Origin of the sequence: Legionella jordanis, from assembly GCF_900637635.1 — a bacterium.
GTDB lineage: Bacteria > Pseudomonadota > Gammaproteobacteria > Legionellales > Legionellaceae > Tatlockia > Tatlockia jordanis.
On the sequence record NZ_LR134383.1, the window covers coordinates 1,182,578 to 1,204,159 of the forward strand.

Consider the following 21,582-nt stretch of genomic DNA (forward strand, 5'->3'; position numbering starts at 1 on the left):
GAACACAATAAGGTAATATGTTCAAAAACTTTGCAAATTGTTAATGTTGTGGTAGGATATGTCACTTGCTGCTGCAAACAGGGTTTTAAAAGGGAGAGAAACAGCAAGTTGGACGTCCTCTCCTGTGCCAATTCAATCTGCCTTGTTTAAACATCTTCAAAATTAAGCCCTCAGGGCGATTAAAAACTTCAATGCAGACGATTATTATGTTTAAAAAACAACGTCATCTTTTTAAAAATGCGGCTTTTAGAAACTTTCTTTTAAGTTGCATACTGGCAATGTTCGGCAATGGATTAACCTATATCGTCATGGTATGGGCTCTCATGCAATATGACGCCTCAGTGGTTTCTACGGCAATCCTTATGGCTTGTTTCTGGTTGCCCAACGTAGTGCTTGGTCCTTTTCTTGGAGTCCTTGCTGATCGATGCAATCGTAAGAAATTACTCACCATTACGGTGTTGCTAAGGGCGCTTTGCCTGTTTGCCTTTGCTGTACTTACTTCAAAAAATTATGCCTCTGCCTTTGCTATTTACACCTTGGCAGCCATTATTGGTACATTGCTGGCTTCTTATATACCTGTTGCCATGGCATTTGTACGTGAAATAGTATCCACTGAGGAAGATTTACTTTACGCGAATGCCATGTTGGACACTGCCTATGAAATCGGGGCTGTACTTGGGATGGGTTGTGCAGGGTTTATTCTGGCCAGCACTTCATTTGCCATGTGCTTTTTGATAAATGGAGCCTGTTATTTATTCGCTACTCTATTTATTTTGCTGATCAGGCACGAAGCTAAACACAGCATCAATCCATTGCAAGAGTCATTTTTCCAGCAATTCGTCGCAGGCGGGCGCTACATTGTTAGCCGAGTCCCGGTGTTATTTATCTATTTGGTTCAGGGTTTGTTTTTTATTTGCTACATGACCGCCCCTGTCTTGCTGGCGCCCTTTGCAAAATCTGTGCTGCACAGTGACGTTAGTCAATTTGGTTGGTTAGAATCAATGTTATCGGCGGGCATTATTGTGGGAGGTTTTTTAAGTCCTTGGCTGGCAACTGTCTTTACCTTGTGGCGGGTGGTTTTCGCACAGGTTATTATTGGGATTGTTTCATTTTATCTGTTTAGCCATACGCAAAGCACCGAGTTGGCCATTTTTTATCATTTTTTTATTGGCTTTTCATTTTCTTCCTGGGCCTTACTCACCACTTTGGCGCAAGAATTAACGGATTTAAAGTATCAAGGAAGGGTGCAATCTTTATTTAATAGCCTGTCTGGAGTGGTCATTGTAGTGTTTTACTATGTATTGGCGCGTTGGAAAGACATTCCTCTGGCGCAATTGTATAATGCTGAAATTGTCTTGCTTTTGCTGGCTGCAGTCATTCTAATGGTGATGACAATCATTCGCTCACGATCCGTTGTTTCTCTTCAAAACACTTAATGATGGACATTGTGGGCTTAGCAAGCCCAAGCTGGTTAATTTGATTCAGATGAAACCAGTTCCCATTGTTTTCATGAACTGCATTGCCAGAGGGGCTGACCAAGACTGCCAATGCGGTAATATGCAAATGAAAATGACTGAAAGAATGCTTTAATCTTACTACTTCTTCCAGCTGTATGCTTTTCAGATCATAGTGCTGCAACAAATAGGCTTCGGGTGCTAGCCCCTGTTCCATCATAGGCATACACCAAAGTCCTCCCCATAGCCCCGCAGGAGGTCTTTTCTCTAAATATATTTTTCCATCCTCATTGTACAGGAGTAAAAAGTGGCGAACCTCAACAGGTTTTGTTTTTTTGACTTTTTTAAAGGGATAACTTGCAACCGTTCCCTTTAAATGAGCCAGGCAGCTCGGGCTTAGCGGACAAAGATTACAACCAGGGTTTTTGGGAGTGCAACAGGTAGCACCTAAATCCATAATAGCTTGTGTATAGTCTGCGCAGCGACTCAATGGCATGCATTGGTTTGCCAACTCCCAGAGTTGTTTTTTGACAGAACTTTGTTCTGGGAAGCCATTAACCATGAAATAACGACAAAGAATGCGCTTTACATTGCCATCCAGGATTGCCGTTGGTAAGCCAAATGCTTGAGACGCTATTGCTGCAGCAGTGGAAGCACCAATACCCGGTAAACCAATAAGGAGATTAACATCATTTGGAAAGACACCTTGATGTTCATCGCATATTATTTTTGCAGTTTTGATTAAATTTCTGGCTCGGCTGTAATAGCCAAGACCTGACCAGAGCGATAACACCTCATCCTCAGGGGCTTGGGCTAAATGCCAAAGGCTTGGAAAACGCTGCATAAAGCGGTGGAAGTAAGGAATTACCGTTTTTACCTGTGTTTGCTGAAGCATGATTTCAGAAACCCAGACCTGATAAGGAGTGCGAGGATTTTGCCAGGGCAGATCCTTGCGGCCATGGCTATCAAACCACCGCAATAAAGGCCCACTAAATTCCTGTTGCAAAGCCTCGAATGCTTTTGAATTTAAATCATGAATCTTCATTGCTTAGTAATGTTTTGATCTGCTTATGAATTTCCTTAACGGGTTTAACGAGCGCTTCCTTTAACCAATATCGAGTTAAAATTGGATTAATGATAGATAAATCGGGAAGGACCAGGGGTTCAGTCAAGCTGCCCTTAACCATCAATGGAAAATTTCCTCCGAGGATTTGTTGAATTTTATCCACTTCGGGATCATTCAGGCTGACAGTTGCCAATAAATGGCTGTTGAGGCTATTGTCTTTCAGGTTTAAAGCCCCATCCCCTTTTAATTGCAAGCGATCCGTCTGCAGTACCAGAGAATTACTGGCTAATACTGCATTCTCTAAAGAATACTGAATGGTTAAGAGTTTAAAGTTGGTATTGCCCCTAAAGAAAGCAGGATCATCAAATTGGCTAAGTTGTAAAACGTCTTTGACTTCATCTTTTTTACCATTGATTAGCTGATTAATTTTGCGGCTGGTCTCATCAATTACCTTATTAAGATTAATGGATTCCATCTCGCCATCCTTAATACTTAAATTTCCATTACCCATTGCTGTTTCTAACCAGTGGGGATTTTGCAGATTGGCTTGGGTGTGAAGTGAAAAATCAAGACTGCCTTTCAGTAGTTTTTTTTGCAGAAGATCAAAGCTGAGCCTATTGCCATTAAGATTGGTAGCCATTTGGTTGATTGTCAATTTTTTACTAGCATATTCATAGGCGAGATCACCAACAGATTCCCCGTTATAAAGGGACAAAGTTAAGGGGTTAAGCTGCAAAACGCCATTTTTTGTTTTTACATGAGCACCAATTTTATTAATTTTTAATTGCTGAACTTTGACGTCTTGAATAGTCAGTTGACCATATAAAGGACTATTTTCAATAGTTAATAACGGTTTGCTGAATAAAGTACTGGATAGAGAGGTATTTCCTTTAAAATTTATTTGGGCTCTCGCAACTGCATTTTCCCCAATATTGAGAGTAAGTAACGTTTTAAATTGAAGAGGGAAGGAGAGTTTGTTTAGATTAAATTGCTCCGCTCCAATCTGCAGATTGGTAAGGGATAAGGTTTTTTGTTGTGATTTCCATCTAATCTGGCCATGGCTCAAGAGTACGCGGGCAATGGCAAATTTTTCTGCAATGTTGTTATCAGATGTCTGTTTAGACGCGGCAGGTTGTTTATTGCTCTCTGAGGGCCTTTGTGCCTCGGGGTTAATATCCACCTCAAAACCGTTTACATTCAGTTCACTAAAAACCAATTTGCCGCGAAGTAGCGGAGTTATTTTTAGGTTAAACAATAAATTATCTAACATAATGGAGTAGGGTGTTTCTCCCTGGAGTTGGCCAATCTGAACCCCTGTAATTTTGACGGCAGGCCTTGGGAAAATTTGCCAGGAAATATCCCCTTGAATTGTACTTTGCTGATGGGTAAGGGCGCTTAGCTGGGAACTGACATAATCCTTAATGATCTCTGGTTTAATGGATTTGGCCAGTGCCCAGAGGATGAAGGTGATTGTAACCAGGAAAAGAGAAAGCCCAATAACGGATTTTTTTATAAAGTTCATATTCAGAAGAAAGAAAAAATGGCCAGGCTATGGTAGCGATAACAATGGGGTTGTCAAGTCAGCTAGAGTCTGATTTGTATTGAATTGCACAAAATTTGCTTAATTTTACAAGTTTGAAAAGACTGTTTACATTAAAATAAAAAAAGGTTTTTTCTTGTCATTTTTCTAATTTTAAGTTAACCTGATAGTCTTCCCTTAAGAAAAGTTTGGGAAAAAAGACGTTGATTTTGCTTTTTAGTTGTACTCAGGATGAGTCGATAAAATCAAGGAGAGCGTCATGCAACCAAGTCGATGGGAAATTATTATTTTAAAGCCCACACCTGTTTTCTTATCATTCCTTGCTTCTCAATTGCCAGAAATCGAATTACCGGAATTACGCTTGTTGCAAACCGATAATACTGCTTATGTCATTGAAAAGCAAAAAAATGACGAAGAAACATTAAACGAGATAGAACGTCATTTTACTACTATGTTCCGCCATGAAATCTCTCGCTGGTTAGGAGATGATGCCAGGAATGAAATCGAAGGCAGTTTTTTAGATTTCCTATGTTGTTTTAAATTTGAACTTCATTCGCAAATTGTACTGATGGAACCTTCTATGGAGGACGGTAAGCAGTTACTGCGGGTCAGACCACGTTCCATATTGCTGAAATGGATGAAATCTGCAGTGGATGATCAAAGTGATTTAATCAGCGTTCTTGAGCAGGTTAATTTATCCCATCTGGCTGAAAATGCCACGGTAGTGGTAAAAAATTTTAGTAAATTAAATCAAATCAAACCTTTTCTTCAGCACTATTATCAACCCATTTTTGAAGCGGAAATGATGAGAATGTGCAATAACCGAGAAGAATGGCCAGAGGTGGATTCTTATCAGGCATTTAGTTCGTATTTTGCCATTGACATTCATACTCAATTGATTCATTTGCACTAAGGAGAATTTGCTATGGAAGCAATAACTATAGCGATCATTTGTGCGACTGCATTTGGCGTTGTTGCTCTTTTGTCCGCTTTTATCAGGCAATTATTATTAAGTCGCGATAAAGATTTAAATGACAAAGCTCAACAGCGGGCACTAAGCCAGGAAGTGTTTGAATTGGAAAATTTGCGTAAGGAAATGATAAGCCCCAAGCGATTTGATTCCCATTATCAGGTTTTAGGTTCGAATAAAGATGCAATTCAGTATCTTGATCAGAAAATCGAAGACATCTTAAAGAAAAAAACGGATTTAGTTCAGCGTTATGCTGAGACAGCAATTAAAGAGTCGACGGCTATCGTAAATGGAGAACAATCGCTTGAGAGAAAGTCTATTTGCGACAAGCTTAAGAATGAAATCGATATCGAATTGCAATTCTACCAAAAGGAATTGGAGCAATTGCAAAAACGGCGTGATAGCCTGTGGGATACTCACTCTGAGTTAAAAGATTATCTTCTTGAGCAGGAAAAAAAGCGGAACAGCCATTTGGACGTCATCTATGAACGCCATTCAGGCATGCTGGAGAAAATCTATTTGCGGCATAATCAAAATAGCGAAAACATTGCCACTAAAAGCATCGACGCCAGTACAGAAACCTTTAAAGCGTTTATTATGGCTCCCATAACGATGCTGATGCAGTACTTCAAACCCTCAACCAATATTAGTGAAGATAAGGCTAAGGGTGAGATTGGAAATAGAGGCGAAGTTTCTGGTGCAGAAGGAGACATCAACGACAGCAAAAAAACAGATTCAGCTGCCGATGTGCCTCAACAAGAGCCTAAAACGCAACTACACCCAGAATGGTCTCTGAATAACTAAGTTATTGTTCTGGTAAAACTCCATTAAAAACCTTCCTTACTAATTCCGTGAATGCGTGCGGAATTAGTATCAGGCTTATCGATCAAATGACCACATACAACCATTCATTGCAGAAGGGTCGAATAAGGACTGCGATGAATATTTTTCTTAGGCGATAGCCCTTTCTAAGAACTTGAAAAATTTCATTTTGTTCTTATCTGCAAAGCAACAAAACCTCTGGCTAAATGTATTTTATTTGTCTAATTGGGCGAAAATAGGGCATAATTGCCAAAAAATAATTAATAAGCTGTTGTGGCTTCGCCGAAACGACATGAAGTTCGTTTTGCAAAAGGGAAGGAGTACTTGATTCTTGTGGAATGTAACCGGCAAGGTCAATTCCGATTTAACCTTTTAAGCCCGTGATGAATAATTATATTGCGCCAGAGTGAAGACTTGGCTAACTGGTGTGTAATTTATGGAGTTGATGATGATTAAAAGGTTTCGCTTAATTTTGCTAATTCTAAGCAGTTTCCTTGCAGTCCCCCTGCATAGTACTACGTTAGACGAGCTTTTGCCAAATGAACGTAATACCGTGGAAATTTTTCAAAATTTCTCACCTAAAGTGGTTTATGTACATCGCTTGGCAACCGTACTGAATCATTCCTATGAGCGCACTCAGGTAGCCGCTGGTGCAGGTTCGGGTATCATTTGGGATGCTGAGGGCCATATTGTGACCAACTATCATGTTATTCACGGGGCAGATAATTTAAGAGTGAGCATTGGTAAATTAACAGTGCCAGCAAAAGTAGTAGGGGCTGAGCCACGCAAAGACATTGCTGTGCTGGCTATCACGTCTCCGAAAGCGTTGGAGATGTTAAAAAATTTCACTCCATTCATTCTGGCTAGAACCAATGATCTGTTAGTGGGCCAAAAAACCATTGCCATTGGCAATCCCTTTGGTCTGGATCATAGTTTGACGGTTGGTGTCATTTCTGCACTGGGTCGACAAGTTCCTGGAGTTGGAGGTGTTACCATTCGTGACATGATTCAAACCGATACCTCAATCAATCCTGGAAACTCAGGTGGTCCCTTGCTGGATAGCAAAGGAAGGCTAATTGGTATGAACACCGCCATTTACTCAAATTCTGGGTCATCTGCCGGCGTTGGCTTTGCAGTTCCTGCCGATGATATCGCGCGGATTGTTCCTCAGCTTATCAAAAATGGCAGGGTAGTTCTTGCAGGTATTGGTGTTCAAGTGGTGGAACCTCGCATCGCCAAACAGCTAGGCATTAAGAAGGGCTTATTGGTCGCAGATGTTTTGGCTAACACCCCAGCAGCTCAAGCCGGACTAAGAGGTACTTTAAGAGACAGCTTCGGTCGAATCCGCCTAGGAGATGTCATTTTGGCTATTAATGGGCATCCCGTTAAAAATTACGATATGTTTTACAATATCTTGGTCGATATGAAAGTTGGGGAGCCTATTACTGTGACTCTTTCAAGGCACGGTAAGAAAATGAATTACAAGATGAAGACCATTGATATTGCAGCCTATTGATGATTGCAATTCATAAATAAAGGTGGGATTTACCCACCTTTATTGTTACATCCATATTGCTGCTGGTACTCTAATAATCGTTCAACCTCTTTTTCACGGCCTTCAAGGCTCAAAAAGTCTATTAAATCAAACAAATTTATAATTGAATAAACCTCAATGCCTTGTGCCTGGATTTCCGCTAGAGTGGATTGTTCATGCAATCCTTTCTCACAGCGATCCAAGGCGATAATCACAGCACTTAATTGGCCACCATATTGTTTAATCAGAGTTTGAGATTCACGAAATGCTGTACCTGCGGTGATCACATCATCCACAATGATGGTTTTACCCTGCAAAGGGGCGCCAATTAATTGTCCACCTTCACCATGATCTTTGATTTCCTTGCGATTGAAAGTCACAGTTACGTTTACTCCCAATTCAGCTAAGGCGATTGCAGTTGCGGTGGCGAGTGGTAAGCCTTTATAAGCCGGGCCAAAGAGATGATCAAACTGGATTTGCTCGGTTAAGAGGGTTTTGGCATAAAATTGCCCCAGCTTCCTTAGAGCCTCACCATCATAAAAAAGGCCTGCATTAAAAAAATATGGGCTTGTGCGCCCCGACTTTAAAGTGAATTCGCCAAATTTTAACACTTGGCAATCCAGAGCTAATCGAATGAATGATTCTTTAAAAGTATCCATGGGAACCTGTTACTGGGTGGTTGCGGCAGCAAGCATTTTACCTAATTTTTCTCTATAAAGGCATTAACTAACTAGGGATTTCCTTATTTCAAAAAAAAGTCATTAACAATCAATAAAAAACTGCTATTCTAATTAAGTTGGCCTGGTGCTAACCTATAAGTATTTTAAATACTTTAAGATGTAATATTGGTCTTATTATTGCCTGCAATAAGAATTAAGGATACTGACCGACTGTTGATTCGCCACCAAGCGAATGTTTAGATCAAGGGGATAGTGAATGTCACAAAGAGAAAGCGGCCATGTTAAGTGGTTCAATGAAAAAAAAGGATTTGGATTTATCATCAACGAACAAGGGGATGATATTTTTGTTCATTACAAAGATATCCAGGGGGTAGGTTTTAAAACCTTGCATGAAAACGATGCAGTGACTTTTGTATTAGACAAAGGTCCGAAAGGTTATAAGGCTCAAGATGTCATTGTGGTTTCGGATGAAGCACGTTAAGCTCGACAGCATACTATTCAGCAAAAAGTCAGGTTAATCCTGACTTTTGTGTCTGGGCTATTGCACGGGATGTCATGCATTAGCTTTTGGAATTGTTTAGTTTAAAGACTAGTTTCAAGAAAGTTAGGTAATCATGCACAATGATGGATGCACCTTTTGCTGCTTCAATTCAGACAATAGTCAGAATGAATATCCGGTAAAAAGGGTGTGTGTCTGTTGCAATTAATATTCTTGACCAAGAGCTACAACACTCGTATTATCCACGCCATTCGTTGCTCTGTTTAAATTTGAGCCATATCTTTCTATTTTACAGAGTTTGATCATTCATGCGAGATTACAAATTACTACATCACTTCCTGAGGAGATTGGAATGGAGTCTGATCAAAGAGTTGCAGTAATCACTGGAGCAGCAAGCGGGATTGGCCTTGCTTTAGCACAAATTTGTCTAAATCGCGGCTTCCATGTGGTTATGGCTGATAGTGCGGTAACTGCCCTATGCGATAAGGTAGAGCAACTGAGCAATCAATCCCAGGCAGAAGTCTTAGGGGTAGTCTGCGATGTTACAAAAGCTGAAAGTCTAAGGCACCTTGCCAAGCAGACCTATGAACATTTTCATCGCATTGATTACCTGTTTAATAACGCGGGTATCAGTGGACATCTGGCTCCCATTTGGGAATTAACCCATGAGCACATTCGTAAGGTTCTTGATGTTAATTTATATGGGGTAATTCATGGTGTACAAGCCTTTCTACCCTTTATGTTTAAGCAAGAAAGACGTTCGCACATCATCAATATGGCCAGTGTGTATGGTCTTTGCAGCGGTTCTTTAATGTCGGCTTATGCCATGTCAAAGCATGCTATCGTAGCGCTGTCTGAATCGTTGTATTTTGATCTTAAGCGTTTGGGAAAAACGGTCGATGTATCAGTCGTCTGCCCCTCCTTCGCCAATACCCAACTGTTAAATAATTCCATGCCTCTACACACTGACAAACTTCATAGTATGGTGGCTGATTTGGTGGCGCGTAGCCGCCCCCCAGAAGACATAGCCCATCACATTATGCAAGAAGTAGACAGAAAAACTTTCTATATATTGCCTGACCGCGAAGTTAAAGATTATTGCGAGAAAAGGACAGAAGCCTTAGTTCATCAGATGGATCCGCATCAACACAGTCTGGAAAGAATTATCGCCTCATTAAGCAAGCGCGCTATGAAAGAAGAAGTTAATTCCTAATGTTTCGGTGAGAGGAATATCACTGGGTGCAAATAGTGGATAAAGGGAGAATGGATTATGAAATTGTGGTTTGCAGGATTAAGCCTATTAATGTTGAGCAATCTGGCTTCAGCTGTCGAATATAAAATATTCTGGAATTGCCAGGATCATCATGACGAAGCTCTTGAGCTTACTGTTAAAAACGACAAAAAAATCAATTTATTCATTAACTATCTTTCTGAAGGAAAAACAGAAATTGCTTCCTCAGCCATTGATGTAAAAAGCCTAGTCAATTTACCAGACAATTTTAATCAGGATAAGTTTGTAATCCTTGGGGATGATCAGAAATTATATCTGAATTGCATTGGGCAAGTTGTCCCTGATCCCAAATATCCACAGGGAATAATTGAGTTTAATGTGCGTACTCATGCCTATCAGTGTCCTTTTATTCCTAAGGGCTGTTGAAGTATCTATGCTTAAAGGTAAAATGAAATCCCAGAGTGAGTGGAGTTTAAATGGGATTCCCTGAAAGTTATTTATTAAGAGCCAGAAGATTTCTACCTCTTTTTTTAACGCAGTTTTTTGGTGCTTTTAATGATAATGCCTTTAAATTGGCGATGCTGACTCTAATCAGCTACCATGTCAGTAACAATCTGGAACAGTCTCAGTACTACCAAGCCATCGCCGGGGCATTATTTATTGTCCCTTTTTTCCTGTTTTCAGCTACCGCCGGGCAATTGGCTGATAAATTTGATAAAGCACGGCTGACAATCGGCATAAAAATTTTCGAGATGGGATTAATGATAGTTGGTGGTTTTGCTTTATACAATGAGAGCATTGTTTTAATGCTAATCACCCTCACAGGAATGGGAGTTCATTCAACTTTTTTTGGACCCATCAAATATGCCATTCTACCTGATCATCTTTTGCGTGGAGAGTTACTTGGGGCCACTTCCTTAATTGAGGCTTCGACTTTTTTAGCCATTCTTCTTGGAACTACTTTGGGAACATTAAGCATTGGCAGTAGCCATCCTCATGTTGGCTACGCCGTTGCTTTAACCAATGCAATCGCAGTCTTAGGCCTGGTTTCCAGTTTGTTTATCCCCAAAGCGTTGCCTAAAAAAAGCGATTTTAAGATTGATTGGCGTTTGTGGCGGGCAACGAACAATATGTTAAGAGGTTCTCTGCATAATTATCGTATTTTGCCAGTGATTATGACCATTTCTTGGTTTTGGCTGATAGGGGCTGTGATGCTCACCAAACTGCCTGATTATACGCATTATATTTTGATGGCTCAGGCCTCGGTTTTTGCCTTTTTTCTCGCCTTATTTTCAATTGGTATTGCCTTAGGTTCAATTGCCATCGGGCATTTATTAGCGGGTAAAATAACCTTAAGATATGTTCCTATTTGTATGTTATTTCTTTCTTTTTTTGCTTTCGATTTATATTTGGCTTCACCACAAAGCCATACGATTCAAACATTAAGCCCATTGCTGACTTTTTTATCGAACTGGAATAATGTCAGAATTACTACTGACTTTTTCTTCTTTTCTTTTAGTGCTGGTTTGTTCATCGTACCCTTATACACCTACATCCAGGTAGCCAGTCAGGAAAACATGAGAGCGCGAACAATCGCTACCAACAATATTTTTAATGCTTTATTTATGCTTATTGGTTCTGGATTGGTTATGCTATTGCTATATTTAAATATGAGTATCCCAATGGTTTTTTTAATTCTCGCTATTCTAAATGTGTTTGTGGCACTTGGTTTATGGATGACACTGTTTAGAATGAAGGAGCTTTAGCTAACAAGGATAGTAATTGAAAAAAATTGCTTTGGTTGTGAATAAAAAAGCGCTTAATGCCGAACAAATTGTTAATTATCTTCAAGCATTCGACGAAGAAAATATTCAGTACACTTTTTTTAAGTTAGAACCGGGTGAACTGGAAAGTAAAATCAAAGATTGCCTTCATCAATTTGAATTATTATTAGTCGGTGGTGGTGATGGAACCATTCGAACCGCTGCTCAGGTTTGTGCAAATCAATCCTTAGCATTAGGGGTCCTACCGCTTGGAACGATGAACCATTTCGCCAAGGAAGCGGGTTTACCCCTCACCATTGGAGAGTTGATAACCGCTTTGAAAAATCCTAAATTCATAAAAATTGACTTGGCTGAAGTGAATCATTATGTATTTTTAAATAACTCTTCCATAGGCTTTTATCCAAAGCTGGCAAAACAAAGGGATCATTATGCCAAACATTATCATAAATGGTTGAGTTACATACCAAGCATTGTCAAAACATTTTCTTATCATGAAAGTTTTCGCATTTCTGTAAGAGCTCCTGAGTTTAATATCGAGCTTTATACGTCCTTCTTAATGCTATCCAACAACCTTTATACCTATACGTTTCCAGCAAGCGTTGCCAGAGAAAATTTTCATCACAGTACCCTGGGTATTTATTTCCTTAAACGTGGCAAAATGACTGTTGGCAAGATATTTCATCATTTATTTCGTAGAAAAAATCATTTCGAAATTATGAAATCCAAGGGTCCCGTGGAGGTAAATATTAGAAATAGGGAGGAAATTCATGTTTCGCTGGATGGGGATACTCTAATGATGCATACGCCTCTGGTTTATCGCAGTTTACCTAACTCTTTAACGCTCCTGACTTCATCATGAAAATAATGCATATTTCTGATCTTCATTTTGGCATGCATTTACCGCTTGTCATGGAGGCATTTCAAAAAGAATTGGAATTACTGAGCCCTGATGTTGTGATCATATCAGGGGATTTGACTCAGCGGGCTAAAGTTCAGCAGTTCATCGCGTTACAACAGTTCCTGTTAAGTGTTTCAACCCCTATTCTGGTTGTGCCAGGCAATCATGATGTCCCTCTCTATAATATTTTCAATAGATTGTTTAAACCCTTTAAAGGGTATTCACATTTTGTGGGAAAACATTTTCCTTCTGAATTTATTAATGATGAACTAGCCATTTTAGGGGTAAACTCTGTTAATCCATTGAGGGTTAAGGAGGGTAAACTCACGAGTGGAACGCTTCAAAAAATTGATGATTTTTTTGCAACGCAAAATAAAGCAATCAATATTCTTTTCTTTCATCATAATTTTGATCAAATTGAAGATTTGCACAAACCTTTGGAGAATGAAGAACAATTTGTGAGTTTTCTTGCAGGCAGCAAGATAGATATCGTTTGTACAGGGCACCTCCACTATGCAAATGTAGGATTAATACGTAAAAAAAATGACCGAATTTGCCTTGTGCTGCACGCCGGAACCTTGTCTTGCAGTCGGAAAAAAGACGATTGGAACAGTTATTTCTTTTTAGAGAAGAAAGGCTCTTCCTGCTGTGAAGTGGATTGGCGGGTATTCAAAGAAAATAGTTTTGAATCCCAAAAGAAATACGCAATAAATCTCAAAGATCACGACTTAACCTTAAAGGCCATCCACTCATAGAAGCAGCTGGCCTTTAGAGGCAAAAATTCTACTCCGTCAGCCAATCTCTAGCAGGCAAAAATTCCCTATAGAGTTTTTCTTCCTCGCTGCCTTTCTCAGGACTCCAGTTGTAGCCCCAACGAACTTCCGGCGGAAGAGACATCAATATCGATTCAGTCCTGCCGCCAGATTGCAAACCAAATAATGTACCTCGATCGTAAACCAAATTAAATTCTACGTATCGCCCTCTTCGATAAAGTTGAAATTCTTTTTCTCTTTCACCATAAGTTAAATCTTTGCGGCGTTCAACTATGGGTGCATAAGCTTTCATAAAATGATCACCGATGCTCTTCATTAAAGCAAAAGAATGATCAAAATTATCTTCGTTAAAATCATCAAAAAACAGTCCGCCAATTCCTCGAGCTTCTTGACGGTGTTTTAAATAAAAATAATCATCACACCAGGTTTTAAATTTTGGATAAATTTCTGTGCCAAATGGTTCACAGGCTGCCAGCGCAGTCTGATGCCAATGTTTGCAGTCTTCGCGAAAACCATAATAGGGGGTTAAGTCAAAGCCGCCCCCAAACCACCAAATCGGTAAACTTCCTTCTTTTTCAGCAATAAAAAAACGCACATTCGCGTGAGAGGTAGGGACGAAAGGATTTCTTGGATGAATTACGAGTGAGACACCAAGAGCACTGAATTTTCGACCGGCCAACTCAGGTCGATGCGCACTGGCGGAAGCCGGCAAATGTTCTCCGGATACGTGGGAAAAATTTACACCTGCTTTTTCAAAGATTCCACCAGAAGACAAAACTCGAGTGATACCACCACCACCGAGCTCTCTTGTCCAGCGATCTTCAATAAATCGTTCTTGGCCATCAAGAAGTTCCAGGTGTTTGCAAATATTATTTTGGAGCTGAAGCAGGTAATCTTTTACTAATTCAATAGCATTAGAGGGCAGTTCTTTGGCAGTATTCATTTGGAAAGCCGAAAGGGAGAACGTGCATTAATTTTACTGCCAGTTCTTTCGGAAGACAACTTAGGAACTATTAAATCTTAATGGCATTTTGGCATGAGATTTGCTTCTTTCGTTCTGACCATAAAACGGAGTTTATAGATGGCCCTGGATTTAGATAATTACCTCGGAATACACGCAAAAGCCTTGGTACTACGTGAGCAACGAGCTTCACAATTGGCAATGAATATGGCCAATGTCAACACCCCCAATTATAAGGCAAAAGATATCGATTTTAAGCAAACGCTCGCCCAGGAAATGTCAGGAAATTCCTCTCAAACCATGATAGCCAGCGATCCCAATCACATCACGACCGCAAATTCTTTTCAAAGCAAATTACAGTACCGTAACCCAAGCCATATGACACTGGATGGAAATACGGTGGATAAAAACCTTGAGGCAACCGAGTTTGCCCGTAATGCGGTGAGTTACCAAGCCAGCCTAACTTTCCTGGATGGCAAAATCAAATCCATGCTTACAGCCTTGAAAGGGGAATAATCTATGTCTTTGAATCATGTGTTTGATATTGCAGGTTCGGCTCTTGTAGCAGAAACCACAAGGTTAACTGCTAGTGCCAGCAACATGAGTAATGCTAATGTCGTAACCAGCAAGCCAGAGGACAGCTACAAAGCACAATATCCCGTGTTTAAAACCATTCAGGAAGAAGCCCAACAGTGGATGGATAATGATGTCAAGGCGGGTGTGGCCGTAACTGATATTTATGAAAGCCAGGCAGAAGCCATCAAACAATATGAGCCTAATAATCCTTTGGCAGATGCGGATGGTTTTGTTTATGCCCCCGATATCAATTACGTTGCTGAAGTGGCCAACATCATCTCAGCTTCGAAAGCTTATCAAATGAATCTCGAGGTGCTTAATACTTCAAAGCATTTGATTGAACGAACATTACAATTAGGGGAGTGAGGTGATGGTAATGAATTCGGTGAATGGAGCAACGAATCCTTTAGTGGGACAACCCGTTACTGGACCTAATAAAAATTTAGGACAAAGTGATTTTTTGAGGCTCATGGTGGCTCAAGTTCAACACCAGGATCCCTTAAGTCCTCAGACAAATGGTGATTTTCTCTCCCAATTGGCGCAATTCAGTACAAATGATGGGATTACTAAAATGCAAGAATCAATTCAACAACTGGCTTCTTCTCTGCAGTCCAATCAGGCATTACAAGCCTCGGCTTTAGTTGGGCGTAAGGTTCTGGTTAACAGTAATGCGTTCCATCTAAACAAAGAGGAAGATGCCAAAATTGCTGTGGAATTACCAGAAGGTGTCGAAAATTTAAATGCCTTTATTTATTCTGAATCCGGTGAACTAATTCGAAAAATCCCTTTAGGTCAGCATGGAGCCGGGCAATTCCAATTCAGTTGGGACGGCTTTAATGACAAAGGTGAGCGTATGCAGGCAGCAAAATACACCGTTAAGGTAAATGGGGTATACTCAGGAAAAGAAGTCGCATTAAAAACGATGACGGCTGCTAATGTCGATAGTGTGAGTTTAGGCCAAAATGGGGAAGGCGTTAAATTAAATGTCGCAGGAATTGGCTCTGTTTCTTTAAGTGATGTCAAAGAAATAACTGGTTAAATATTACTCACAAAGAGTTATGCAAGGCATTAAAAAAATTTTGCAGGAGGCAACATGGTATTTGGAACAGCTCTCAGTGGAATACAGGCCGCATCTAAAAATTTAGATGTAATTGGAAATAATATAGCTAATTCTCCAACCATTGGTTTTAAAAGTTCAAGGGCTGAATTTGCAGACGTCTATGCCACGGGTTCTTATGGAAGTGGCGGTAATGCCACGGGCAGTGGTGTTAGATTAGCTCAGGTTCAACAAAACTTTGGTCAGGGAAATTTTACCTTCACAAATAATAGCCTAGATTTGGCAGTAAGCGGATCAGGCTTTTTTATCCTGGATGACCAAGGTTCAAATGTGTACACCAGGGCGGGAGCATTTGGACTCGATAATCAAGGCTTTATTGTTAACAGTTCAAATCAAAAATTACAGGGTCTTCTTGCTGATAACAATGGTAACATCAGTAGTATCCCTGGTGACTTGCAAATCAATACATCTAATATAAACCCTCAAGCCACGAATTTAGTGACCAGTGGATTGAATTTATACTCAAACAGCACACCTACTGCAGTAGATTGGACCGGCGGTGCCACGCCTGCAACAGATACCTACAACAATGTGACTTCGACAACGATTTATGACAGTCTTGGAAATTCACATGTCCTTTCCATGTATTTCATCCGAGCCGATGCCTCAGCTGCGCTTGGTGCACCGAATGCGTCTTCACCGCCTGGAACACAAAATCAATGGTATGTTGCATTTCAGCTAGATAATCAAAACTTACCAGCGAATGTAGGCACACATAATACTGATAACCTTTTTCGCGTAAATTTTAATAGTGATGGCTCTTTCAGCACGGCGCTGGATACTACGAATACCCCTTTGGCAAACAACCAAATTCCATTGACTTTAGCATTGAATAACGGAGCTGATCCCTTGGCTTTTAATGTGGATTTATCCAATAGCACCCAATTTGGCAGCCCTTTCGCAGTGCAGTCAAATTTGCAAAATGGTTTTACCACAGGCCGGTTGGCGAACCTTGATATTGACGAGCAAGGAAAATTGTATGGTCGCTACAGTAATGGGCAGTCGAGGTTAATGGGACAAGTTCAACTTGCCAATTTTACAAACACCAACGGCTTGCAAAATTTAGGCACCACATGTTGGGGAGAAACTTCAGCATCTGGGCAAGCCATCATAAGTAATCCAGGAACCGCAAGCCTGGGTTTAATTCAATCGGGGGCACTTGAGGAATCCAATGTTGATCTCACTGGCGAACTGGTAAACCTCATCGGCGCACAACGGGACTTCCAGGCTAATGCACAAACCATCCGAACAGCGGATGCTGTGACGCAAACCATCATAAATATTCGATGATAATGTAAATAGATGGGGCGATGAGCCCCAGCATTTGAGGGAAAGTTATGGAACCAGTGCTCTATAATGCAATGCATGGCTCAAAAACCGATTTTCACAAACAAACCATCAACACCAATAACTTGGCTAACGCAAACACACCAGGATTTAAAGCAGATATTTTTCAAGCCCAATCCATGTATGTAAATGGCTCAGTAAAAACAAAAGAAGCCTATGTTTCTCAACAGGAAAATTCTACGGATTTTACCGATGGAGAATTGATTACCACAGGGCGTGATCTTGATGTGGCTGTACAAGGCGATGGATGGTTTGCCGTGCAAGATTCAAAAGGTAAGGAGGTCTACACCAGGGCAGGGGATTTCCAATTAACCGAGAACGGCATGCTTGTGACAGCGGGAAAAAAACCTGTATTAGGTGACGGCGGTCCAATCTCGATACCACCTGCAAAGCGAATTGAAATAGGGAGTGATGGTACGATTTCTATTGTTCCTATGGAAGGAGACTCCAACAGCTTGGCAGTGATCGATCGACTTAAACTTGTAAAAATAAATCCCAGAGATCTAACCAAAAATGAAGAAGGGCTAATGACTTTAAAGCAAGGTGCCACTGCCCAAACGGACGCTTCAATTACCGTTGTTAAAGGTGCGTTGGAGGGCAGTAATGTCAACGCAGTTCATCAAATGGTAAACTTAATTGCAACGGGGCGTGAATTTGATGCGCAAATGAAACTGATGCAAATTGTTGACGACAATTCTGATAAATTGGCACAGCTATTGCAGGAGTGAGTTTTTTTAAGGGCATAAAAGAATAAGGGAATAGCAATGGAACCAGCATTATGGGTAAGTAAAACCGGGCTAGATGCGCAAGATAAGAACATTGCCAATATCGCTAACAATTTGGCAAACGTCAATACCACTGGATTTAAAAAAGGAAGAGCAGTTTTTGAAGATTTGATTTATCAAAATTTGCGCCAGGCAGGTGCCCAGTCCACTCAAAATACCGAAATACCAACCGGTATTAATATGGGGACCGGGGTTCACTTGGTTACCACCCAAAAAATATTTAGCCAGGGCAGCATTCAAAATACGCAAAACCCCTTAGACCTTGCAATTCAAGGGCGAGGTTTTATTCAAGTGTTGTTGCCTGATGGCACACAGGCCTATACACGCGACGGAACATTGCAGATTGATTCCCAGGGACAATTGGTTACGGCCAATGGCTATGTGATCCAACCTAACATTACTATCCCTGAACAGACGACCAGCGTTACTATTGGTACGGATGGGACGGTCACAGCATTGGTTGCCGGGAATAATACACCTACTCAAATCGGTACTATCCAGCTCACGGATTTTATAAATCCAGCGGGATTGCAGCCTATGGGACAAAATTTGTTCTTAGAAACAGTGGCAAGTGGGCCTGCCCAAATAGACAACCCTGGAAATTCCGGATTAGGAACTTTCCTGCAGGGATCTCTCGAAGCTTCCAACGTCAATGTGGTTGAAGAATTGGTGAATATGATTCAGGCGCAACGAAGTTATGAAATAACCGCCAAGGGAATTCAAACCGTAGATAACATGCTGCAATATTTGACGCAAACGGTGTAATTGAGTATTACGAATGATTATTTTTCATGTGTTTGTTGCTTTAATAACTGTAAGTTTATTGACCGGTTGTGAAGCATTTGGTCCTCCATATCCTGGAACGCAACCGGATTATGCACCCACTTACCCGGTAGAGCCTGATCCTACCCAGCGTCGGCATATTAATGGTGCCATTTATAATGCGGAAACAGCCTTACCCCTGTTTGAAACCCCAAGGGCGAGGCACGTTGGGGATTTGGTTACGGTATTATTGGTTGAAAAAACTGACGCTCAGAAACGAGCCATTACCCGACAGCGAAAAAATGAAACGGATCAAATCGTCAATGCGACGTTTTTAGGGCGACCTATCGCCCTGGGCGGAGGTTACAGTTTCGATTTTGATCTCGATGCCCAACGTAAATTCGAGGGAGAAGGGCAATCGGTTCAAAACAACAAATTGGCAGGCAGTATTTCAGTTACAGTAGCCAAAGTGTTGGCGAATGGAAATATGGTTGTTCAGGGTGAAAAATGGATACATATTAATCAAGGGAGTGAGTACGTTCGCTTGTCGGGGATAATTCGGCCACAGGATGTAAAACCCGATAACAGCATCACTTCTGATCGCATTGCGAATGCGAGAATTGCTTATGGTGGAACTGGACAAATTAATAACGCAAATGCTCAGGGCTGGTTTGCACGATTTGTTTGGGGACCGTTTTTCCCAGTTTGATGCGGTTTGGCTGGTAGGACTTAAAGGACAATTGCATGCGCAAAGCTTATTTGTATTTATTCATGTGTTTACTAGCTGCTTTTGGCTTGGGCCATGCTGAGCGCATTAAAGACATCGCCACTTTAGCAGGTGTGCGTACCAACCAATTGGTCGGTTATGGATTGGTTGTTGGTTTAGATGGTACAGGGGATCGAACGGGCACCCGATTTACTGAGCAAACGTTCGCCAACATGTTGATTCAACTTGGCGTCAATATACCGCCAGGAACCAAATTAAATTCCAAAAATATTGCAGCCGTTATGGTGACTGCCAATCTGAGTACCTTTATGAAGAAAGGACAAACCATGGATGTGAATCTGTCTTCCATCGGTGATTCAAAAAGCCTGCGGGGAGGTACTTTATTAATGACACCATTAAAGGGTGCTGATGGAAAGGTGTATGCCATTGCGCAGGGGAATGTGACGGTTGTTGGATTGGGTGTTAGCGGAGCTGATGGGTCAAGCGTTACAGTTAATGTGCCCAGTGGAGGGCGAGTTCCAAATGGAGCAACTGTTGAGGTGGATATTCCTAACCCGTTCTATTTTTCCCCAACACTAACCTACAATTTACATAGTCCAGATTTTACGACCGCAAAACGAATGAGCGATGCCATTAATGAATTAATGGGACCTGGGACAGCCCGTCCAATCGATGCCGCCTCGATTGAGGTCACGGCACCAAAATCTTCTGCTCGGCGGGTTGATTATGTTTCTGTATTGGAAAATATTGAATTTATCCCGGCCGATGCCCCTGCAAAAATCATTGTTAACGCCCGAACTGGGACAGTCGTTATCAATCAAAAAGTCATTGTTAAGCCAGCAGCTGTATCTCATGGGAATTTAGTCGTAACGATTAGCGAAAATCCGATCATCAGCCAGCCTAATCCATTTGCAAATGGACGGACTGTTGTTGTCCCAGATAGCCAAATCAATGTCGAACAGAAGAATAAACGCACTTTCCTGTTTGCTGGGGCTTCCCTCAAAGACATTATCAAAGCCATTAATGCAGTGGGTGCAACTCCAGGAGACTTAGTCGCAATTCTTGAAGCCTTAGAACAGGCTGGTGCACTTAATGCAACAATAATCACTATTTAGTCAGGATGAATTATGGAAGGGATAGCAATTGGTGACTTTAAAGGATTACAAGAGTTAAAACGTCAGTCGCAGACGGACAGTCAAAAAGCTTTGCCCGAGGTTGCAAAACAATTTGAAGCTATTTTCCTGCAATCCATGCTAAAGAGCATGCGATTGGGCGGTGAGCATCTTCTAGAAGACGGCAATCCGCTAAAATCCAATTCACAAGACGGTTTCCAGGACATGTTAGATGGCCAATATGCCAGTAATCTTGCTCACGGACAAGGTATTGGTTTAGCGACAATGCTTACCAAGGAATTAAAATCGGCGGAAGCTGGTAAAAATCCTGATAAGCTGGCAGTTAATGGCATAGACCAGTCCCTGTTAACCAGTCGTGCCGCACCGCGATTAAGAGAGGATTTCAACTCAATCAAACGAAACAGCTCCCCGGCCAGTGAGACGACCATTGATGAATTTGTAAAATCATTATGGCCTTATGCGCAGCAGGCGGCTGGTTTATTAGGTTTAGACCCTAAAATTTTGTTGGCGCAAGCGGCTCTGGAAACAGGCTGGGGACAGTTTGTAAGCAAGGACAATGATGGCAGCAGCAATAATTTCTTTAACATAAAAGCGACCAGCGCAAATGAAAATGCAGTTAAAGTAAGTACCACGGAATTCATTGCTGATACGCCAGTTAAATTAAATGCCTCCTTTCGGAGGTATTCCTCTGTGGAGCATAGTTTTAATGACTACGTGGCTCTAATTCGTGGAAACAGCCGTTATGAAACCGCATTGGCCAATAGCCAGGATCCAGAACGCTTCGTCACTGAGCTTCACCGGGCAGGTTATGCGACTGATCCAGAATATAGTGCAAAAATATTAGCTATATATCACGGGGAAGAATTGCAGCAGGCGCTGGCAAGAAATGGATTGCCCAACATCTAGCTTCATGGGCGGGGAAG

Annotated in this window: 23 protein-coding genes; 19 read left to right on the forward strand and 4 right to left on the reverse strand. The window is 41.2% G+C overall.

Annotated elements, in window-relative coordinates; genetic code table 11:
* Positions 1–206 precede the first annotated feature (206 nt).
* Positions 207–1,436 carry an MFS transporter gene (locus EL203_RS05360; RefSeq protein WP_058470154.1) on the forward strand — a complete coding sequence of 410 codons (1,230 nt, stop codon included), beginning with the start codon at positions 207–209 and terminating at the stop codon, positions 1,434–1,436.
* Here EL203_RS05360 and mutY read toward each other — a convergent pair.
* A complete protein-coding gene (gene mutY, locus EL203_RS05365) occupies positions 1,396–2,499 on the reverse strand; it encodes an A/G-specific adenine glycosylase (protein WP_058470153.1) in 1,104 nt (367 codons plus the stop codon). The genes EL203_RS05360 and mutY overlap by 41 nt on opposite strands.
* Positions 2,486–4,042: an AsmA family protein gene (locus tag EL203_RS05370; RefSeq protein ID WP_058470152.1), complete on the reverse strand. Its 1,557-nt coding sequence runs from the start codon at positions 4,040–4,042 to the stop codon at positions 2,486–2,488. Before EL203_RS05370 ends, mutY begins: the two co-directional genes overlap by 14 nt.
* A 277-nt stretch (positions 4,043–4,319) precedes the next feature.
* Between EL203_RS05370 and EL203_RS05375 the strand changes: the two genes are divergently transcribed.
* The 3 genes from EL203_RS05375 to EL203_RS05385 all read left to right on the forward strand — a co-directional run bounded on the left by EL203_RS05375 (position 4,320) and on the right by EL203_RS05385 (position 7,368).
* Positions 4,320–4,973 (forward strand): hypothetical protein, encoded by a 654-nt coding sequence (locus tag EL203_RS05375; protein ID WP_058470151.1) that lies wholly within the window; start codon positions 4,320–4,322, stop codon positions 4,971–4,973.
* A 12-nt stretch (positions 4,974–4,985) separates the two neighbouring features.
* The gene (locus tag EL203_RS05380; protein ID WP_058470150.1) at positions 4,986–5,834 is read left to right on the forward strand and encodes a hypothetical protein; all 849 of its coding nucleotides are present in this window, start codon (positions 4,986–4,988) and stop codon (positions 5,832–5,834) included.
* 454 nt (positions 5,835–6,288) lie between these two features.
* Positions 6,289–7,368, forward strand: coding sequence for a S1C family serine protease (locus tag EL203_RS05385; RefSeq protein ID WP_122224897.1), 1,080 nt, complete (start codon positions 6,289–6,291; stop codon positions 7,366–7,368).
* A gap of 29 nt (positions 7,369–7,397) precedes the next feature.
* On the opposite strand, the gene pyrE is transcribed toward EL203_RS05385, so the two are convergent.
* Positions 7,398–8,045 (reverse strand): orotate phosphoribosyltransferase, encoded by a 648-nt coding sequence (gene pyrE, locus EL203_RS05390; protein ID WP_058470148.1) that lies wholly within the window; start codon positions 8,043–8,045, stop codon positions 7,398–7,400.
* 277 nt (positions 8,046–8,322) lie between these two features.
* Between pyrE and EL203_RS05395 the strand changes: the two genes are divergently transcribed.
* The 6 genes from EL203_RS05395 to EL203_RS05420 all read left to right on the forward strand — a co-directional run bounded on the left by EL203_RS05395 (position 8,323) and on the right by EL203_RS05420 (position 13,233).
* On the forward strand, positions 8,323–8,547 hold the full coding sequence (locus EL203_RS05395) for a cold-shock protein (protein ID WP_058470147.1): 225 nt from the start codon (positions 8,323–8,325) through the stop codon (positions 8,545–8,547).
* Positions 8,548–8,917: 370 nt separating this feature from the next.
* Entirely contained in the window at positions 8,918–9,778 is an 861-nt protein-coding gene (locus EL203_RS05400) for an SDR family NAD(P)-dependent oxidoreductase (protein ID WP_058470146.1), read from the forward strand.
* 57 nt (positions 9,779–9,835) lie between these two features.
* Positions 9,836–10,222 carry a hypothetical protein gene (locus EL203_RS05405; protein WP_058470145.1) on the forward strand — a complete coding sequence of 129 codons (387 nt, stop codon included), beginning with the start codon at positions 9,836–9,838 and terminating at the stop codon, positions 10,220–10,222.
* A gap of 50 nt (positions 10,223–10,272) precedes the next feature.
* On the forward strand, positions 10,273–11,562 hold the full coding sequence (locus EL203_RS05410; RefSeq protein WP_058470144.1) for an MFS transporter: 1,290 nt from the start codon (positions 10,273–10,275) through the stop codon (positions 11,560–11,562).
* Positions 11,563–11,578: 16 nt separating this feature from the next.
* The gene (locus tag EL203_RS05415) at positions 11,579–12,439 is read left to right on the forward strand and encodes a diacylglycerol/lipid kinase family protein (RefSeq protein WP_058470143.1); all 861 of its coding nucleotides are present in this window, start codon (positions 11,579–11,581) and stop codon (positions 12,437–12,439) included.
* 5 nt (positions 12,440–12,444) lie between these two features.
* Positions 12,445–13,233 carry a metallophosphoesterase family protein gene (locus EL203_RS05420; protein WP_058470142.1) on the forward strand — a complete coding sequence of 263 codons (789 nt, stop codon included), beginning with the start codon at positions 12,445–12,447 and terminating at the stop codon, positions 13,231–13,233.
* A 28-nt stretch (positions 13,234–13,261) separates the two neighbouring features.
* On the opposite strand, the gene hemF is transcribed toward EL203_RS05420, so the two are convergent.
* Positions 13,262–14,194, reverse strand: a complete 933-nt coding sequence (gene hemF / locus EL203_RS05425; RefSeq protein ID WP_058470141.1) for an oxygen-dependent coproporphyrinogen oxidase — start codon at positions 14,192–14,194, stop codon at positions 13,262–13,264.
* Between the two features lie 138 nt (positions 14,195–14,332).
* Between hemF and flgB the strand changes: the two genes are divergently transcribed.
* From flgB to flgJ, 9 genes are read left to right on the forward strand one after another with little or no spacing between them, the layout of a single operon-like run.
* A complete protein-coding gene (flgB, locus tag EL203_RS05430) occupies positions 14,333–14,728 on the forward strand; it encodes a flagellar basal body rod protein FlgB (RefSeq protein ID WP_058470140.1) in 396 nt (131 codons plus the stop codon).
* A gap of 3 nt (positions 14,729–14,731) precedes the next feature.
* Positions 14,732–15,154: a flagellar basal body rod protein FlgC gene (gene flgC, locus EL203_RS05435; protein WP_058470139.1), complete on the forward strand. Its 423-nt coding sequence runs from the start codon at positions 14,732–14,734 to the stop codon at positions 15,152–15,154.
* A 4-nt stretch (positions 15,155–15,158) separates the two neighbouring features.
* The gene (locus EL203_RS05440) at positions 15,159–15,827 is read left to right on the forward strand and encodes a flagellar hook assembly protein FlgD (protein ID WP_058470138.1); all 669 of its coding nucleotides are present in this window, start codon (positions 15,159–15,161) and stop codon (positions 15,825–15,827) included.
* 54 nt (positions 15,828–15,881) lie between these two features.
* The gene (flgE, locus tag EL203_RS05445; RefSeq protein ID WP_058470137.1) at positions 15,882–17,195 is read left to right on the forward strand and encodes a flagellar hook protein FlgE; all 1,314 of its coding nucleotides are present in this window, start codon (positions 15,882–15,884) and stop codon (positions 17,193–17,195) included.
* Positions 17,196–17,242: 47 nt separating this feature from the next.
* Positions 17,243–17,980: a flagellar basal-body rod protein FlgF gene (flgF, locus tag EL203_RS05450; RefSeq protein WP_058470136.1), complete on the forward strand. Its 738-nt coding sequence runs from the start codon at positions 17,243–17,245 to the stop codon at positions 17,978–17,980.
* 36 nt (positions 17,981–18,016) lie between these two features.
* Positions 18,017–18,802, forward strand: a complete 786-nt coding sequence (gene flgG, locus EL203_RS05455) for a flagellar basal-body rod protein FlgG (protein WP_058470135.1) — start codon at positions 18,017–18,019, stop codon at positions 18,800–18,802.
* Between the two features lie 13 nt (positions 18,803–18,815).
* A complete protein-coding gene (locus EL203_RS05460; RefSeq protein ID WP_058470134.1) occupies positions 18,816–19,508 on the forward strand; it encodes a flagellar basal body L-ring protein FlgH in 693 nt (230 codons plus the stop codon).
* A gap of 35 nt (positions 19,509–19,543) precedes the next feature.
* Complete coding sequence (locus tag EL203_RS05465; RefSeq protein ID WP_058470133.1) at positions 19,544–20,641, forward strand: flagellar basal body P-ring protein FlgI; 1,098 nt, start codon at positions 19,544–19,546, stop codon at positions 20,639–20,641.
* 12 nt (positions 20,642–20,653) lie between these two features.
* Entirely contained in the window at positions 20,654–21,565 is a 912-nt protein-coding gene (gene flgJ / locus EL203_RS05470) for a flagellar assembly peptidoglycan hydrolase FlgJ (protein WP_058470132.1), read from the forward strand.
* The last annotated feature ends 17 nt before the right edge of the window (positions 21,566–21,582 follow it).

Bases quoted from the DNA above. Each gene is read 5' to 3' on its own strand.
- EL203_RS05405 (WP_058470145.1), top strand. From the start codon at position 9,836: ATGAAATTGTGGTTTGCAGGATTAAGCCTATTAATGTTGAGCAATCTG.
- flgG (WP_058470135.1), top strand. From the start codon at position 18,017: ATGGAACCAGCATTATGGGTAAGTAAAACCGGGCTAGATGCGCAAGAT.
- EL203_RS05440 (WP_058470138.1), top strand. From the start codon at position 15,159: ATGGTAATGAATTCGGTGAATGGAGCAACGAATCCTTTAGTGGGACAA.
- EL203_RS05375 (WP_058470151.1), top strand. From the start codon at position 4,320: ATGCAACCAAGTCGATGGGAAATTATTATTTTAAAGCCCACACCTGTT.
- flgE (WP_058470137.1), top strand. From the start codon at position 15,882: ATGGTATTTGGAACAGCTCTCAGTGGAATACAGGCCGCATCTAAAAAT.
- pyrE (WP_058470148.1), bottom strand. From the start codon at position 8,045: ATGGATACTTTTAAAGAATCATTCATTCGATTAGCTCTGGATTGCCAA.
- flgF (WP_058470136.1), top strand. From the start codon at position 17,243: ATGGAACCAGTGCTCTATAATGCAATGCATGGCTCAAAAACCGATTTT.
- flgC (WP_058470139.1), top strand. From the start codon at position 14,732: ATGTCTTTGAATCATGTGTTTGATATTGCAGGTTCGGCTCTTGTAGCA.
- EL203_RS05395 (WP_058470147.1), top strand. From the start codon at position 8,323: ATGTCACAAAGAGAAAGCGGCCATGTTAAGTGGTTCAATGAAAAAAAA.
- EL203_RS05420 (WP_058470142.1), top strand. From the start codon at position 12,445: ATGCATATTTCTGATCTTCATTTTGGCATGCATTTACCGCTTGTCATG.
- EL203_RS05460 (WP_058470134.1), top strand. From the start codon at position 18,816: ATGATTATTTTTCATGTGTTTGTTGCTTTAATAACTGTAAGTTTATTG.
- flgJ (WP_058470132.1), top strand. From the start codon at position 20,654: ATGGAAGGGATAGCAATTGGTGACTTTAAAGGATTACAAGAGTTAAAA.
- flgB (WP_058470140.1), top strand. From the start codon at position 14,333: ATGGCCCTGGATTTAGATAATTACCTCGGAATACACGCAAAAGCCTTG.
- EL203_RS05360 (WP_058470154.1), top strand. From the start codon at position 207: ATGTTTAAAAAACAACGTCATCTTTTTAAAAATGCGGCTTTTAGAAAC.
- EL203_RS05410 (WP_058470144.1), top strand. From the start codon at position 10,273: ATGGGATTCCCTGAAAGTTATTTATTAAGAGCCAGAAGATTTCTACCT.
- EL203_RS05400 (WP_058470146.1), top strand. From the start codon at position 8,918: ATGGAGTCTGATCAAAGAGTTGCAGTAATCACTGGAGCAGCAAGCGGG.
- EL203_RS05385 (WP_122224897.1), top strand. From the start codon at position 6,289: ATGGAGTTGATGATGATTAAAAGGTTTCGCTTAATTTTGCTAATTCTA.
- EL203_RS05465 (WP_058470133.1), top strand. From the start codon at position 19,544: ATGCGCAAAGCTTATTTGTATTTATTCATGTGTTTACTAGCTGCTTTT.
- EL203_RS05380 (WP_058470150.1), top strand. From the start codon at position 4,986: ATGGAAGCAATAACTATAGCGATCATTTGTGCGACTGCATTTGGCGTT.
- mutY (WP_058470153.1), bottom strand. From the start codon at position 2,499: ATGAAGATTCATGATTTAAATTCAAAAGCATTCGAGGCTTTGCAACAG.
- EL203_RS05370 (WP_058470152.1), bottom strand. From the start codon at position 4,042: ATGAACTTTATAAAAAAATCCGTTATTGGGCTTTCTCTTTTCCTGGTT.
- hemF (WP_058470141.1), bottom strand. From the start codon at position 14,194: ATGAATACTGCCAAAGAACTGCCCTCTAATGCTATTGAATTAGTAAAA.